This is a genomic window from Salegentibacter chungangensis (assembly GCF_042678405.1).
GTDB lineage: Bacteria > Bacteroidota > Bacteroidia > Flavobacteriales > Flavobacteriaceae > Salegentibacter_A > Salegentibacter_A chungangensis.
This window is the reverse complement of record NZ_JBHTLI010000001.1, coordinates 922,522-938,953: the sequence shown is the minus strand read 5'-3', so window position 1 is coordinate 938,953 and position 16,432 is coordinate 922,522. Positions and strand designations below refer to the sequence as shown.

Here is a 16,432-nt window from a genome sequence, read left to right as displayed (position 1 = left end):
TTCTGCTCTGTTTTCTCCTGTTTTTTAGTTGTTGAAGCTACTTTATCTCTCTTCTCTACGGCACGCATGTCTTCCAACTGCCTTTGCTCCAGGTAGTAGTCTATATCTCCAAGATACTCCTTTAGATTCCTGTTCTTGAATTCATAAACCCTGTTGGTCATTCCCTGAAGGAAATCCCTGTCGTGAGAAACAAGGATCAATGTTCCCTCAAAATTCCTCAGGGCTTCCTTTAAGACGTTTTTAGATTTAATATCGAGGTGATTGGTAGGCTCATCCATTACCAGCACATTAAAAGGCTCCAGCAACATCTTGCAAAGCGCAAGACGGTTTCTCTCACCCCCGGAAAGCACTTTCACCTTTTTTTCCACTTCATCTCCTCTAAACAGAAAAGAACCCAGCATATCCCTCACCTTGCTTCGGTTGCTTTCGTTAGCCGAATCCACCATGGTGTCATAAACACTTTTTTCTCCGTCAAGATATTCCGCCTGGTTTTGGGCAAAATATCCCAGCTGCACATTATGCCCAAGCTTGATCTCCCCGGAATAAGGGATCTCTCCTAAGATCATTTTGGCAAGAGTGGTCTTCCCCTGACCGTTTTGCCCTACAAAAGCGATCTTGCTACCGCGTTCAATCATTAAATTCACATCTTCCAGCACCTTGTGATCCCCATAGGCTTTTGAAGCGTGTTCGGCTTCAATTACGACTTTCCCCGGTTGCACCGAAAGAGGAAAACGAATATTCATAACCGCATTGTCATCTTCGTCTACCTCAATACGGTTCATCTTATCAAGTTTTTTAATAAGTGATTGCGCCATTGAAGCTTTAGTAGCCTTTGCCCGGAATTTCTCAATCAGTTTTTCGGTTTGCTCGATCTCTTTTTGCTGATTCTTTTGTGCTGCCAGCTGCTGCTCCCGCAGCTCCCCCCTTAATTCAAGGAATTTTGAATAAGGCTTCTTAAAATCGTAGATCCTTCCAAGAGATATTTCAATGGTTCTGTTGGTCACATTATCCAGAAACATCTTATCGTGAGATACCAGAATCACACAACCGGGATAATTGTTAAGGAAGGATTCCAGCCAGATAATGCTTTCAATATCCAGGTGATTGGTAGGCTCATCCAGCAGCAGGATATCGTTATTCTGAAGGAGCAGTTTAGCAAGTTCTATCCTCATTCGCCATCCTCCGGAAAAAGTATCGGTAAGCTTATCGAAATCGTCCCGTTTAAAACCAAGCCCCAGCAATACTTTTTCGGTATCCCCCTCGTAATTGTACCCACCAATGATCTCATATTTGTGGGTTATCTCACTAAGGTCCTGAATAAGTTCTGAATAACTGTCGCTTTCATAATCGGTACGGGTGGCTAACTGGTGATTGATCTCATCCATCTTCTTTTCCAGCTTTTTGATCTCAACAAAGGCCTGCTGGGCCTCCTCAAGCACCGTACGACCCTGTATAAAGTCTATATCCTGCTTTAGAAAGCCGATCTTCAGCTCTTTGTCTTTGGCTATCTGTCCGCTGTCATATTCCTGCTCTCCGGCCAGGATCTTTAACATAGTAGATTTTCCAGCACCATTTTTACCTATGAGGCCAACACGGTCGCCCGCTCCAAGCCTGAAGGTAATTTCCTCAAATAGATATTCGCCCCCAAAAGAGACAGAAAGATTATGAATATTCAGCATTAATTCCAGATTATTTTTGCAAAGATGCCTAAATTTGAATTGCAAAAAAAATGCAATCAGCTCTGGTATTTATATTCCCTCATCAAATTTTAAAATACTAGTCATCAGCGGATAAAAATTTGTACAACCCGGAAACCAAAACCAAATGAATTTTTTAGAAGGTCATAAAATCTACAGCATTTTAACGGGAAACTGTCCGGTATGTCACAAAGAGAGCATGTACAAGGAACCCAATCCCTATAAAATGGGAAAGATCTTCGAAATGCACGAACGCTGTTCTAATTGCGGTACAAAATATAAGATAGAGCCTTCTTTCTTTTACGGGGCTATGTATGTGAGTTACGCGGTAGGGGTAGCCTTTTCTGTAGCGGCTTTTATCATTAGCTACTTATTCCTTGGCGGAGGCCTGTTAACCTCATTTTTCGCCATTATAGGCACACTTATCGTCTTTATGCCCGTAATAATGAGATTATCCAGGAACATCTGGATAAACCTCTTCTTCAAGTACAAGGGACCAAAGGGAAAGGCTACTGAATAGCTTTATAGTGTTTTCTTGTGAACCTTTTTAGGTCTGATTCTCCAGACAAGTCCTTTCCGTTCCCAATATGCTCAATAAGTTCATCTGCCATTGTAGGCGCTATAAGCACGCCACGGCTTCCAAAGCCATTGCAAGCATACATATTTTCAAACTCCGGATGCCTGCCAACCAGCGGCCTTCTGTCTGCAGTAGCAGGGCGAATTCCTGAAACCTGATCTACAATTTCATATTTACAGCTAATGGTTCTCTCAAGAAATTTTTTAAGTTGTTCTCTGGCCTCTTCAGTAGGTTCGGGATCCTTGTCGTGGTTGTTATAAGTAGCGCCCACCTTGTAAAGGTCATTTCCTAAAGGAAGGATGAAAAAGGAAGACTTGATCGCTTCCTTCAGTTTAAGTTCTTCCGAATAGATAATGAGATACTCCCCTTTATTCCCTCTTAGCGGAAGATAATTGAAGTAAGGGTTATTCAGCATTCCAAAGCCCTCACAGAAAATAATATTTCTCGCCTTTACTCCATTATAATTTAATTCAGTCTCTCCAACCTGAAGATCGGCATAACGGAATCTTTCGAATTCGATTCTCCCGGATTTCTCCAGCTTTTTGCCATATTCCTTTATAAGAACATCGGTATCAATGACCCCTGTTTTCCTGACTCTCCCGAAGGAAAATTCAGAAGTTATGAAGGGGTTCAAGTCTTTAACCAGTTTTGTATCAAGAAAATCCTCCAGGTTAGGCTTATCGGCAGCGTCAAACCAGTTATTCTGTTCTTCGGCCGAATTGAATTTCCGGTAAATATTTATGGGATAGACAAGTTTGGCTTCCAGCTGATTCTCCAGCCCCTTATAAAAAGAGATTGCGGTCTCCAGCTGTTGTGCGGCATTCCAGGCAGGGGTAAATCTCTTCAGGATCACGGGATTATAGATCCCACCGGCAACAAGCGAAGATTTCTGCGAGAAATCCTCGTACACTTTAAAGCTTTTATTATGCTTTTCGAGATGAGAACTCACGGCTATGCCGCTCAGCCCCAATCCCACAACTATATAATCTAACATATCCCAAATTTACAATTTAGCTTAGATAACCACCAGAAAGTTAAGCGCAAAAAAAACGCCTCCCTAAGGAAGCGTTTTCACTATAATTTATAAGGAACTTAATAATTCCACATATCCTGTTCGAAATTACGGATCTGCTCTTTAATTCTTTGAGACTCCAACAACTGCATAAAAGCATTCTCTGCAATATACTCGTTGATCTCACGGTCTCCCTGAACATTATCCTCTTTATAAATAACCCCGTTAAATCTCCTGGAGTTCAGCAGATGATCAAAGGTCACCGACGAAGACGTGTTCCTTCCGTTAAAAGCGTGGGCTTCGTGAAGGATCTCGCGTGCATCCGGATACCAGACCCAGAAAAGCTCCACAAGGTCTGTCTGGCCGGAATCAATAAAGTTAACGTCGGGTGCCACGGGAGCGATCCCGAGTAAACGATATTTTAATTCTGCCTGACGCTTGTCGAAATACCAGATACCACGTATGTGATATTCAGCAATATCTGCAGAAGAAAGATCCCTTCTGTCTATAAACTGCTGGTCTACTTCTTCCCCGGCATTATACTGCTCAATACCAAGATCTGTAGTATCCACCTTAGAAAGCGTAGCCTGTATGTCTTTTAACGTACGTTTTTCAGTGAAGTAGGAATCGGCATAGATGTTTTCGATCTTCCCTTCTTTGATACCCTTCATAAGAACATCATACAAAGATCTTCTGGTAGAACCGATATTATTGGTATCTATTGGATAATACAACGGGAAGTTCACTCGTTCATCAAGATCGATGATCTCCCAGGTTCCCTTAGACCAAAGTATATCTCTGTCCCCCACGTAACCATATTCCAATGGTTCGTCATTTGCATCTGCCTGTATCTGAGCTTCAGATTTTTTACCAATCTCATCAGGACTTTCGGCATTCAAAATATTTGCCTGCCCGAAAGAACCTACGGTAAAAAACATCAAGCTGCCATATACTAAAAATCCTCTCCAGCTCATTTCGTTTTCTTTTTATTAATTAGTTAGCTCAACAAACACGGGAGCTACTTTCTTAAGCTTATATCCTGAGTTTGATGCTAATGAAGCTTCAATATCATAAATCTGAACCGTCTCACCTCTACCTGCTCTTCTAAGTGCAGCTTCAGCTCTGCTGTCCAGTTTGTTTCCATTCACCTGAATAGTAGGTTGTCCTGAAACCTTGAATTTGAATCCGGTTACCCTTAAGCTAAGATCGAAATCAAAATCCGGAAGCGTCGCCCCAACAGTTGCGATCTCAAGAGAGTTACGCTGCATCTGTACAGCACCGTCTTCCCCTCTTATCGTACCTACAGGTCTTGGGATATCCTTGATCCTGAAAGTTGAACTTGATGGGTAGCTCTTCCCATCTATAGTACCGGTAACATTGATCTTCACCTCTCTTTGTTGAAGAGTGGTCACGTTGATCATATAGTTACTTCCTGATACTTTTCTAAGACCGGGAGCGCTTGCGCTAATATTATTATCAGGTACACCTGCCATAGAAATGGTTAGCGGGTTCTGTACCCCACGATAAACCACATTCATCTTATCGGCTGAAATCACTGCTGAGTTAGGCTTAGGAATTACAGAGAATTCCGAGGAAACAGGCACCGGAACATCTTCACCATCTTGTTCAAAAATTAGTGTCCCTTCCAGTTTATGCTGTCCGGCATTACCCGCATTCACATTCAACACAACCCTTCCGTCTTCAATCTTATAATCATCCTCAGAAAGCTTATTTCCGTCTAAAGTAAGCTCTACCCGGTTAGGCTTGGTAGTTGCATCTTTACGCCCAAGTACAATAGCCCCATCGAATTGCTCCCCCTGGTAATACGCAGATTTTGGCGTTTCAAGAAGCGTGGTATAGTTGGTCATAGATACTTCCTGCTGCAGTTGTCCTGCAAGCATAGCAGAAAGAATGTTATTCTCGGTAGTTTTGATATCAGCCTGAAGCTGGGTCATCTTGGTAATAGAAGCAATTAAGGGGTATCCCTCATAGTGATACATCAACCAGGGCTTGGTAACTCCTTCTCCGTCTTTAACCTCTTGGGTGGAAAATTCCTCCTTTACTTCATTTGCGATATTGGAATATCTGTCGCCAATAACCTGCACTATCGTGTTGCGATAAGAATCGATAGCATTCACGAACTCCTCTCCGGCAGGACCAATTCTTCCGCTCTGGAAGAACATATTATCCAGCTCGTTAGACTTATCCATCGCTTCATATTCTTTAGGATCATCTACGTCGGCAAGTAATTCGTCTTTAATTCCCGCGATATAGGCATCAAGTTTCTGAGATGCCTGGTGCACCTGCTCAGCTTTCTGCTTAAGGTCTGCATATTTTGCAGGTTGCTCTTCAGCTTTAGCTTCAAGGCCGGCCATAGCGGCGGTATTTCTTTTTTCTGTGGTAATATTTGAGGCATTAAGCTTCTCATTCATCAGACCAAAGGCAGTCAAAACCTCTTTGGACATATTTAATGCCATCATTGCGATGAAAACCAGATACATCAGGTTTATCATCTTCTGTCTTGCTGATTGTTTTCCAGACGCCATTTTCTAATTAGTTTTAATTTCTAAATTCTTTTTTAATTGTTCTCTATAGACAACTAATTAGTAATTAGCATTAGCCTTGGTCCCATTCATCGCGGTAAGCATACCACCGTATACTCCGTTAAGAGATGAAAGGTTAGAGGCCAGTGAGTGCATTTGCTCATTAAGTCTTCCTGCGTTTTCGGCAACTTCCTGGTTAATTTCAGCCTGACGTGCAGCAGATTCTGTCTGTGCTTTATAAATGTTATTCAGAGTTTCCATTTGAGAAGCAGCTACGGTAAGCTCTTCACTATATTTCTTTTGAGAAGCCATCGCATCTACGGTAGGTGCAATTCCTTTGGCTGCCCCTTCAAAGTTCTTAATGCTCTCTCCAAGACTACTCATTAAACTTGCATCTATCTTAGCTTCACGAAGCATCTCGTCCAGCTTTTTAGACAAAAGACCTTCAGCCTCTTTATTCTGCTCGATCACGGTAGCTTTACTGCTCCCAGGCGAACCTCCAGCCAGCTCAGGATATACAAGTGACCAGTCTAATTCATCATCCACAGGTTCGAATGCAGAGTATGCAAATACAAGCGCCTCTACAATAAGACCGATAATCAACATGGTGTTTCCGCCGGGCCAGTGCATAATTTTAAAAAGAGCCCCTAATATTACAACTGATGCACCTAAACCGTACACCATATTGGTTAATTTCTTAGTTGATTTTGACTTTGCCATAATTAAAATGATTTAGATTTCTTGATTAGGTATAAAATAGGTTAAGTTTCAAAATTCCAAATTAGTTGGACTGGTTCAGGGTAACATCAGTACCCAAGTAATCCTGCACGGTTCTGAAGCCAATATAGCTTCTTGCAGAATCTGCATACTCATAATCCCTGGAACTCACTTGTAAAAAGTAAGCTACATCTTTCCAGGAACCACCTCGAACAACTTTTCGCATGTCATCCTTATTGTTAACGGTAGGGTTCATTGACGACATGTACTCGTAAGAAGCCGCATCATAAGAAGAGTTTACCCACTCGGCCACATTACCGGCCATATTGTATAAACCATAATCATTAGGGTCGTAAGACTTCGCTTCTACGGTATAAAGAGCCTGATCGGCGGCATAATCACCCCTCAAAGGCTTAAAGTTAGCCATAAAACATCCGCGGTCATTCTTGGCATAAGGACCTCCCCAAGGATAGGTCGCTCCTTCCAGTCCGCCACGGGCAGCATATTCCCACTCGGCTTCGGTTGGAAGACGGTATGCAGGAACATTATGATCTCCTTTTTCTCTGCGGTAATCGTTTTTGATCTTGGTACGCCATTGAGCAAAGGCCTGCGCCTGCTTCCAGGACACACCTACCACAGGGTAATCATCAAAAGCACTATGCCAGAAATAATCGTTATGCATAGGCTCGTTATATGAATAATTAAAATCTTTGATCCAGACCGTGGTATCAGGATAGATCTGCACTTCTTCGGTCTTAACAAATTCACTACGCTTCTTTCCTTCAGCCCTGGCTGCAGCCTGAATATCCATCCACGAATATTTAAACTTCAGCTTCTTCACATCTATGGTTCTTTGCCCGTTATAGACCTCTTCCATAGGGATCTGCATAGAGTCCATCACTTCAGCGTAATAAACATCGGGATAATCTTCGGTATCCCAGATAATATCGATGTCCTTATTAAGTTTTCTGTTCTCGTAACTATCGGTTGGACCTCCCTGCCCGTAGGAATTGAGCATATACTCTTCGTAAGGAGTCAGGTTTTCAGGGTCTGCATCAGCAAAGGCATAATCTCCAATACCTCCCGAACCCGGGGTTTCACCCATATTTTCGGCCATAATTGCCAACTGCACTCTAATCACCGAATCTTTCACATAGTCAACAAACTGACGGTATTCGGCATTGGTTATTTCGGTCTCGTCCATATAGAATGAACGAACAGTCACTGTTTTTGGCGGTGCATTCTTCTGATCGGCTATATCATCATCAGACTTCCCCATGATGAAAGCTCCTCCCGGGATTAATGTCATACCCAAAGGTTTCTCCGGATTCCATTTCTTCCCTTTCGCACCAACAAGCTCCCCTCTATCATTAGGCCCACAGCCCACGATAATACTAAGGACAGCAACTAGCGAAATAAACTTCTTCATAATTTCTCTCAGGTTAAGACATATTTATTTACGACGGTAAACCTATCTAATTATTTTTTAAAAAACAATAATTTCGATAAAAATACAGTAAATCCTTTTTATGTCTGAAAATTTTTAAATTTCGTTTTTTCTCTTGGCTTTATACCACCTCTCAGGGATTTTCTGGTTGCAGGCATCCAGATAATCTTCCTCACTGCAAGGTAATAACGTATGTCTTTTTAATTTAGTATTCGCATTCGCAAGAAAAGGTATTTCTATCCACCATCTTCCGCTCACGGGGCTTTTAAAAAACACCAGAATCTCATCGTCTATCGGCACCTGGTACTTCACAAAATTCTTTTTTGCCGAAGTGGTATTCTCATTGGTCCTGTAATTGACCCCTTCCAGAAAATACCAAAGCACCTGCGCCACCAGCATATTCCCCAGATTTCCGAAAGCCGAAGTATACTCATAAATCCCGAAAGACGAAACCTTATCGCTAATACCGGCATAACGGGCCAGGGCACATATTTCCTTTCCGTCAAAACCGTTCGGCGAATTGTAATAGGGTCCGCCTACTACTGCCGAACTTACGGCAGCAAGATCCAGACCAACCAGGTTTGCATCTCGCATTACCGGCTCCACCAGAGATACATTCGAACTCACTTCCCCTAACCTGTAGGCATCAAAAAACAATCGCTCCATCAACTCGATCTCATGTTGTGAGTTGAAGTAGGTCTGATATCCAACGTTAGAATAGTTAAATAAATTGTATGGCTTATTCACAACTATCTTTCCTACGTAAGATTTATTGCTTATTGGCTTCTCGGCATCCCCCAGATCGAAATGACTGTCTATATTGACCAGGTTCACCATTTGATCCAGCGTATCGTAGGCCCTGTACTGTGCGTAAATAAGGTCCTGGCTTCCTCCAAGGATCACCGGAATCACATCTTTTTTAACCAGTTGCGCCACCAGGCTCTGCACTGCAAAATAAGTGTCTTCTACTGTGTCACCCCTTTCCACATCCCCGAGATCGGCGATGTTTATATGCCAGTTCCCCGGAAAGAGCTTATAGAAAGAAGCCCGAATTTCATCGAAATGAAGAAACTCATCTTCTGTACCGGCAAGCCTGTTCTCCTTTACCCCGATTATTGCCACCTGCACATCGTCAAGCTCTGGAATACCCGAAGTCTCCGTATGTATCTTAAGACCCGCCCCTACAGACTGTTCATTTAAACCCTGAAGGCTCTCCAGTAAAGCTGCGCTTACCGGACTAAGAAAATCCAAATCCATAAATTATTTCTTTTTTGTGGTCTTTTTGGCCGTGCTTTTTTTAGCAGTGCTCTTTTTAGCGGTCGTCTTTTTTGTGGTTTTCTTTTTAGTGGTCTTCTTGGTCTTAGAGTTCTTTTCTATGATCTCTTTCACCTCATCAAGACTAAGTTTTGCGGCATCAACCGTCTTAGGAAGCTGAATTTTGGTCTTTCCCTTAATCACGTTAGACCTTCCCCAACGTGCCTTTTCAACCCTGATTCCTTCTTCTTCCCAGTTATGGATCACTTTTTCACGCTCCTTGCGTTTCTTATCTTCAATAAGGGTTTCTATATCTTCTATGGAAAGATTATCAAAGTCGTACTTTTTATTGACATTGATAAAAATATTATTCCATTTTAGGTAAGGACCGAATCTCCCGACCCCTTTTTGTACGGGTTTTCCCTCATATTCGTGGATAGGCGCATCGGCTTTTTCTTTTGCCTTGATAAGCTCCATCGCGCGGTCAAAGTTCACATTAAGAGGATCTTCACCTTTTGCAAGCGAAACATATTTCTTACCGAATTTCACATAAGGGCCATAACGCCCGTTATTCACCTCTACCTTTTCTCCTTTATATTCTCCCAGTTCCTTCGGAAGCTGGAAAAGCTCCATCGCTTCTTCGTAAGTCACCGAATCCAGCGTCTGGTCCGGTCCTAAACTTGCGAATTTAGGCTTCTCATCATCTTCTACGGAGCCTATCTGGACCATTGGCCCGAATTTACCCAATCTCACACTTACAGGTTTTCCGGTTTCAGGGTCTTCCCCAAGAATTCTCTCTCCTACCTCACGGTCGGCATTTTTGGCAACATCCTGTACCTGCGGATGAAAATCTTTGTAGAACTCCTTCATCATATGGGTCCACTCTTCATTCCCCGTGGCGATATCATCAAAATTCTGTTCCACCTTAGCGGTGAAATTATAATCAAGAATATTGGAGAAGTGATTTACAAGGAAATCATTGACCACCATACCCACAGCCGTTGGCATTAGTTTTCCTTTATCGCTGCCTACCGTCTCGGTAAGTTTCTTTTCGGCTATCTCTCCTTTTTCAAGCACAAACTGAAGGTAATCCCTGTCGGTTCCTTCTGCCGATCCTTTTTCGATATAGTTCCTGTTCTGTATGGTTGAAATGGTAGGCGCATAAGTGGAAGGTCTTCCAATCCCAAGCTCTTCCAGTTTCTTAACCAGAGAAGCTTCCGTATAACGATACGGAGGCCTGGTGAATCTTTCGGTAGCAGTTATAAAATTGTTCTTAAGCTGCTCGCCTTCTCTTAAAGCAGGCAGCATTCCGCTCTGCTCTTCATCTTCTTCATCCTTCCCTTCAAGATAAACTTTCAGGAATCCGTCGAATTTCAACACCTCACCGTTAGCGGTAAAATGCTTGTTATGTTTATCGGCTTCTATCTTCACGTTGGTACGCTCCAGCTGGGCTTCGCTCATTTGCGAGGCAATGGCGCGTTTCCAGATGAGTTCATATAAACGCTGCTCGTCCCGATCGGCATTCACACTGTGATTCTCAAAATTGGTTGGTCTTATAGCTTCGTGAGCCTCCTGTGCTCCTTTACTTTTTCCTTTGAACTGGCGCGATTTGGCGTATTTATCACCGTAGGCTTTTAAGATCTCCTTATTAGCACCCTTTCTCGCATCGTTGGAAAGGTTCACACTATCGGTTCTCATATAAGTAATATGTCCTGCCTCGTATAAACGCTGGGCCAAGGTCATTGTCTTACTTACCGAGAAATACAGCTTTCTTGCTGCTTCCTGCTGAAGGGTTGACGTGGTAAACGGTGGTGCCGGCGATTTTTTAGCCGGTTTCGTGGTAAGCTCAGCTACTTTGAATTCAGCTCCAAGATTTTGCTGCAGGAATTTTTCGGCTTCCTCGCGGCTTTCAAAATTCTTCGGCAGTTTCGCTCTGAAGGCTTTTCCGTCTTCATTGGCAAATTCAGCATCTATTCTGAAAGAAGCTTCAGGAGTGAAATTCTGAATTTCCCGCTCTCTTTCTACAATAAGCCTCACCGCGACTGACTGCACCCTTCCGGCAGAAAGCCCGCCTTTCACCTTTCTCCATAATACCGGAGAAAGCTCGTATCCCACCAACCGGTCAAGAACACGACGTGCCTGCTGAGCATTCACCAGGTTATAATTGATCCCTCTCGGATTTTCAATAGCGTTTAGAATAGCAGATTTAGTGATCTCGTGAAAAACGATACGTTTTGTCTTTTCCTGCTTAAGTTTAAGCTCTTCAGCCAGGTGCCAGGCAATGGCTTCCCCCTCCCGGTCTTCATCACTCGCCAGCCATACAGTTTCAGCATCCTTCGCAAGACTCTTCAGCTTGCGCACCACATCTTTCTTATCTTTGGATACTATATATTTAGGTGTAAAATCTCCCTCGGTATCCACCCCAATCTCTTTGGTAGGAAGGTCGGCAATATGCCCAAAACTGGAGGCCACCTTATAGTCTTTACCCAAAAACTTCTCTATAGTTTTTGCTTTTGCAGGGGACTCCACGATCACCAAATTCTTCGCCATAACTCTGTTTTTTTGTAACTGCAAAAGTATGTGAATTTTTTTTTAACAAACTAACGATTATTGAAATTTCATTTTCAACAATCTAAACAACAGTGATTTACGTGTAATTTTTAAACGAAAAAGCCCCGCTGAAGACGGGGCTTGCTAAAAAACCAAACAAAAAATCAATTCAAAATAGGAGAACTTTGATTGAGATTTTTCACCATTATATATAAAGCAGGCAGGGATTTTCTTCCGGCTCCCGACTTTATCGGAAGTCATAGGTGTTAACACAATCAACAGCCGGAACCGGAGAGAAATTATCTATTAACCTACCTCCCTGCACTGCTTAAATCAAAGGGTGTTTCCCTTTAGATGGGGGTTTTTCTTAATGGTTGCGTAAGAAATTAAAAAAAATCACTGTCACTTTGTCACAATCACACTAAGCCCTATCTTTGCAAGTCTAAATACCCAAGGGTTTATTTACGATTATGGAGAAGATTATAGACGAAAAACAACAGGGAAATACTTTGGTAATGGAACCAAAGAAAGGAAACAGCCGCAAGCTCTTTATTGAAAGCTATGGCTGCCAGATGAATTTTAGCGATTCTGAGATCGTTGCTTCTATCCTGGCGAAAGAAGGTTTCAACACCACGCAAAAACTGGAAGAAGCAGATCTTGTACTGGTAAACACCTGTTCTATTCGCGAAAAGGCCGAACAAACGGTTCGCAAACGCCTTGAAAAATATAACGCGGTTAAACGCAACAACCCTAAAATGAAAGTAGGGGTTCTTGGCTGTATGGCTGAGAGACTTAAAAGCAAATTCCTTGAGGAAGAAAAGATCGTAGACCTTGTGGTTGGGCCCGATGCCTATAAAGATCTTCCCAACCTTATCAATGAAGTGGAGGAAGGACGAAATGCCGTTAATGTGATCCTTTCCAAAGAAGAGACCTATGGCGATATTTCTCCGGTAAGACTTCAGACCAACGGGGTTTCGGCTTTTGTTTCGATAACCCGTGGTTGCGATAATATGTGCACTTTTTGTGTGGTCCCTTTTACCCGCGGAAGGGAAAGAAGCCGTGACCCACAAAGTATAGTTGAAGAGGTGAACGACCTTGCAGCCAAAGGTTATAAAGAGATCACCCTGCTTGGGCAAAACGTAGACAGTTACCTTTGGTATGGAGGAGGTCTTAAAAAAGACTTTAAGAACGCCACCGAAATGCAAAAGGCTACCGCCACAAATTTCGCAGGCCTGCTTAGGCTGGTAGCTGAAGCTCAACCAAAAATGAGGATCAGGTTCTCTACCTCTAATCCACAGGATATGACCCTGGATGTTATCGAGGCGATGGCTGAATACAGGAATATCTGTAATTATATTCACCTCCCGGTACAAAGCGGTAGTGACAGGATCTTAAAGAAAATGAACCGCCTTCATACCCGTGAAGAATACTTTGAACTAATAGACAATATAAAGAGAATGATCCCAGATTGCGGGATCTCCCACGACCTTATCACCGGTTTTCCAACCGAGACCGAAGAAGACCATCAGGATACCATTTCCCTAATGGAATATGTGAAATATGATTTTGGGTTTATGTTCGCTTATTCTGAAAGACCGGGAACTATGGCCGAGAGAAAATTTGAAGATGATGTTCCGGAACAGATTAAGAAGAGAAGACTTCAGGAGATCGTAGATCTTCAGCAGAAACACAGCCGATATAATACCGAGAAATTCCTCGGCAAAACCGTGGAGGTTCTTATCGAAAAAGAATCCAAAAAATCTGATGCTCACTGGAGCGGAAGAAATTCTCAAAATACCGTTGTGGTATTCCCTAAGGAAAATTATCAGATTGGGGATTTTGTGAATGTAAAAGTAAAAGACTGCACCAGTGCTACTCTTATTGGAGATGCAGTAGGTTACAGCGACAATAATTAAGAACACGACGCTTCAGCTTAGCGAAAGAAAGACGAGTTTCTGCATATGGAATCAGTACAGGCAATAAAACAAAGGTTTGGTTTAATAGGAAACGATCCTAAATTAAACCGTGCTATAGAAAAGGCCATCCAGGTGGCTCCCACAGATATTTCGGTGCTGGTAACCGGAGAGAGCGGGGTTGGTAAGGAAAGTATCCCTAAAATCATCCATTCGCTTTCTCACCGTAAACACGGGAAATATATTGCCGTAAACTGCGGGGCTATTCCCGAAGGAACTATAGACAGTGAACTTTTTGGACACGAAAAAGGAGCCTTTACCGGGGCCACCCAAACCCGAAGCGGTTATTTTGAAGTAGCCGACGGCGGAACCATCTTTCTGGATGAAGTAGGAGAATTACCTCTTCCAACCCAGGTAAGGCTTTTGAGGGTCCTGGAAAATGGAGAGTTTATTAAAGTTGGATCTTCCAAGGTCCAAAAAACCAACGTACGGATCGTTGCGGCTACGAACATAGATATGTTTGAGTCCATTAAAAAAGAAAAATTCAGGGAAGACCTGTACTACAGGCTCAGCACGGTAGACATTCACTTACCTCCTCTCAGGGAACGCAAGGATGACATTCATCTTTTATTCAGAAAATTCGCTGCAGATTTTGCCACAAAATATAAGATGCCAACCATTCGTCTTGAAGATGATGCGGTGAAACTACTTCAGAATCATCGCTGGCCCGGAAACATCAGGCAACTGAGGAATATCGCCGAGCAGATCTCTGTTCTGGAGCAAAAAAGAAGTATTTCGGCGGTAGAACTAAAGGAATATTTACCGGATTCCGGCAGCAATTTACCTGCGGTAATTTCAGAAAAGAAAAAAGAAGGTGACTTCAGCAATGAGCGTGAGATCCTTTACAAAGTCCTTTTCGATATGAAAAATGACCTGAATGACCTGAAAAAACTAACCCTGAAACTAATGCAGGAAGGCAACACCCAGGAAGTGCAGGATGAAAACGAAAGCCTTATCCAGAAGATCTACGGAAACGGCGATGAAGAGGATACCGAAGCAGAAACGCTGACCGATGAGAAACTTGAAGTGCTGCAGATCCCTCAAAAAAGCCCAAAAACCCAGGCTGAAAAGGACAAATATTATTTTGCCGAAGAAATTGAGGAAGAAGAGCCGCTTTCACTTCAGGACAAAGAACTTGAGCTGATCAAAAAATCACTCGAACGCCATAACGGGAAAAGAAAGGCAGCTGCCGAGGAACTCGGAATAAGCGAAAGGACATTATACCGCAAGATCAAACAATATAACCTTTAAGCCCCATAAGATCTTATGAAGAAGATTGCAATCTTAATCTGTGTCCTGGTTTCACTAAGCCTTCAGTCCTGCGGAATTTATTCTTTTACGGGAGCCGATACCGGAGACGCTGAAACTTTTCAGGTAAACTATTTTCAGAACAATGCCGATCTTGTAGAGCCAGGAATTGACAGGGCCTTCAGGATAGCCTTGCAGGACCTGATCCAGAATCAGACCAACCTTAGCCTTACCAACAACAACGCCGACCTTATATTTGAGGGAGAGATCGTAGATTATTATATCGCGCCAATGAGTGCCACGGCCGATAATACCGCGGCACAAAACCGATTGACGGTAGCAGTTAATGTAAGATTTTATAATACCTTAGAACCGGAGAAAGATTTTGAAAGGCGTTTTTCATTCTACTACGACTATCCTGCTACCCAGCAACTGGTAGGCGGAGCACTTGAAACCGCCTTAGACGAAATATATACAAGACTCACACAGGATATTTTCAACGCAGCTTTAACAGACTGGTAATGAAACTTGAGGATTTCACATATTTACTGGAGCACCCGGCAGAAATAACTGCAGGGCAAACCCGTGAGCTGGAAGAGATCCTGATAAAAGCACCTTATTTTCAGGCGGCAAGAGCTATTCGTTTAAAGGGACTTAAAGAGCACCAAAGTTTCAGCTATAATGCCGCTCTTAAAAAGACCGCGGCTTACACCACAGACAGGAGCGTGCTTTTCGACTTTATCACTTCGCCGGAATTCAACCAGAACAGGATCGCTGCACAGATCAAAGAACAGGAAAAGCAACTGAAGGACATCCCGGTTTTTGAGGCAGAAGAGGTTTTTGGCAAAAGAAGTATCGCCATAGACGAAGCGATAAAAATGAAGCAATCGGAATCTGACAGGGTGATGGATCCTTCATTATTCGAGAAAGCGCAAAAGCAGGAAAAAACTCCGGGAAAGAAAGCTGAAAAACATTCATCCGAAGAAAGATCGGCAGAAGAGCAGCTGGGTATAGGAGAGCCTTTGGAATTCGACTCCAAAGAATCACACTCCTTTTCAGAATGGCTTCAGTTAACTTCAGCCAAACCCGTGGAAAGAGAAGAAAAGGAAGAAGAGCCTGAAAATCACGATAAGAAAACGAAGAAATTTGAACTTATCGAAGAGTTCATAGCCAAAAGTCCGAAGATAAAACCCGGAAAAACCTCCAGTAAAAGCAACCTGGCCGAAAAGAACATGGTGCCGCCGGAATCCCTTATGACAGAGACCCTGGCCAAGGTATACCTCGAACAGAAAAACTACAAAAAAGCCATTCAGGCCTATAAAATATTAATTTTGAAAAATCCCGAAAAAAGTGGTTTCTTTGCAGACCAAATTCGGGCAATCGAAAAAATACAAGAAAATAATACAGACTAAGA

The 16,432-nt window shown here is 42.8% G+C and carries 12 protein-coding genes and 1 pseudogene; 5 read left to right on the top strand and 8 right to left on the bottom strand.

The genetic code is table 11. The features are described from left to right. Positions 1–166: 166 nt before the first annotated feature. Positions 167–1,679: pseudogene (gene abc-f / locus ACFQ3Q_RS04210) on the bottom strand (ribosomal protection-like ABC-F family protein); the annotation flags it as partial. Between the two features lie 145 nt (positions 1,680–1,824). On the opposite strand from abc-f, the gene ACFQ3Q_RS04205 reads away from it, so the two are divergent. Then, positions 1,825–2,217 (top strand): DUF983 domain-containing protein, encoded by a 393-nt coding sequence (locus ACFQ3Q_RS04205; protein WP_380743248.1) that lies wholly within the window; start codon positions 1,825–1,827, stop codon positions 2,215–2,217. Here the strand turns inward: ACFQ3Q_RS04205 and ACFQ3Q_RS04200 are convergent. The 7 genes from ACFQ3Q_RS04200 to topA form a co-directional block, all read right to left on the bottom strand. Continuing rightward, a complete protein-coding gene (locus ACFQ3Q_RS04200; RefSeq protein ID WP_380743246.1) occupies positions 2,207–3,268 on the bottom strand; it encodes an NAD(P)/FAD-dependent oxidoreductase in 1,062 nt (353 codons plus the stop codon). The genes ACFQ3Q_RS04205 and ACFQ3Q_RS04200 overlap by 11 nt on opposite strands. A 98-nt stretch (positions 3,269–3,366) precedes the next feature. Then, positions 3,367–4,260, bottom strand: a complete 894-nt coding sequence (gene porN / locus ACFQ3Q_RS04195) for a type IX secretion system ring subunit PorN/GldN (protein WP_380743245.1) — start codon at positions 4,258–4,260, stop codon at positions 3,367–3,369. A 15-nt stretch (positions 4,261–4,275) separates the two neighbouring features. After that, positions 4,276–5,832: a type IX secretion system motor protein PorM/GldM gene (gene porM / locus ACFQ3Q_RS04190; protein WP_380743243.1), complete on the bottom strand. Its 1,557-nt coding sequence runs from the start codon at positions 5,830–5,832 to the stop codon at positions 4,276–4,278. Between the two features lie 57 nt (positions 5,833–5,889). Then, positions 5,890–6,549: a type IX secretion system motor protein PorL/GldL gene (gene porL, locus ACFQ3Q_RS04185; RefSeq protein ID WP_380743241.1), complete on the bottom strand. Its 660-nt coding sequence runs from the start codon at positions 6,547–6,549 to the stop codon at positions 5,890–5,892. A 61-nt stretch (positions 6,550–6,610) separates the two neighbouring features. Next, entirely contained in the window at positions 6,611–7,975 is a 1,365-nt protein-coding gene (gene porK, locus ACFQ3Q_RS04180) for a T9SS ring complex lipoprotein PorK/GldK (RefSeq protein WP_380743239.1), read from the bottom strand. A 114-nt stretch (positions 7,976–8,089) separates the two neighbouring features. Continuing rightward, entirely contained in the window at positions 8,090–9,250 is a 1,161-nt protein-coding gene (locus ACFQ3Q_RS04175) for a formimidoylglutamase (RefSeq protein ID WP_380743237.1), read from the bottom strand. Positions 9,251–9,253: 3 nt separating this feature from the next. Further along, positions 9,254–11,797, bottom strand: a complete 2,544-nt coding sequence (gene topA / locus ACFQ3Q_RS04170; RefSeq protein WP_380743235.1) for a type I DNA topoisomerase — start codon at positions 11,795–11,797, stop codon at positions 9,254–9,256. A 470-nt stretch (positions 11,798–12,267) separates the two neighbouring features. Between topA and miaB the strand changes: the two genes are divergently transcribed. From miaB to ACFQ3Q_RS04150, 4 genes are read left to right on the top strand one after another with little or no spacing between them, the layout of a single operon-like run. Next, complete coding sequence (gene miaB / locus ACFQ3Q_RS04165; RefSeq protein WP_380743233.1) at positions 12,268–13,713, top strand: tRNA (N6-isopentenyl adenosine(37)-C2)-methylthiotransferase MiaB; 1,446 nt, start codon at positions 12,268–12,270, stop codon at positions 13,711–13,713. A 45-nt stretch (positions 13,714–13,758) separates the two neighbouring features. Continuing rightward, positions 13,759–15,021 (top strand): sigma-54 interaction domain-containing protein, encoded by a 1,263-nt coding sequence (locus ACFQ3Q_RS04160; RefSeq protein ID WP_380743231.1) that lies wholly within the window; start codon positions 13,759–13,761, stop codon positions 15,019–15,021. 15 nt (positions 15,022–15,036) lie between these two features. Continuing rightward, entirely contained in the window at positions 15,037–15,540 is a 504-nt protein-coding gene (locus ACFQ3Q_RS04155; RefSeq protein ID WP_380743229.1) for an LptE family protein, read from the top strand. After that, entirely contained in the window at positions 15,540–16,430 is an 891-nt protein-coding gene (locus tag ACFQ3Q_RS04150; RefSeq protein ID WP_380743227.1) for a hypothetical protein, read from the top strand. Before ACFQ3Q_RS04155 ends, ACFQ3Q_RS04150 begins: the two co-directional genes overlap by 1 nt. Positions 16,431–16,432: the final 2 nt, after the last annotated feature.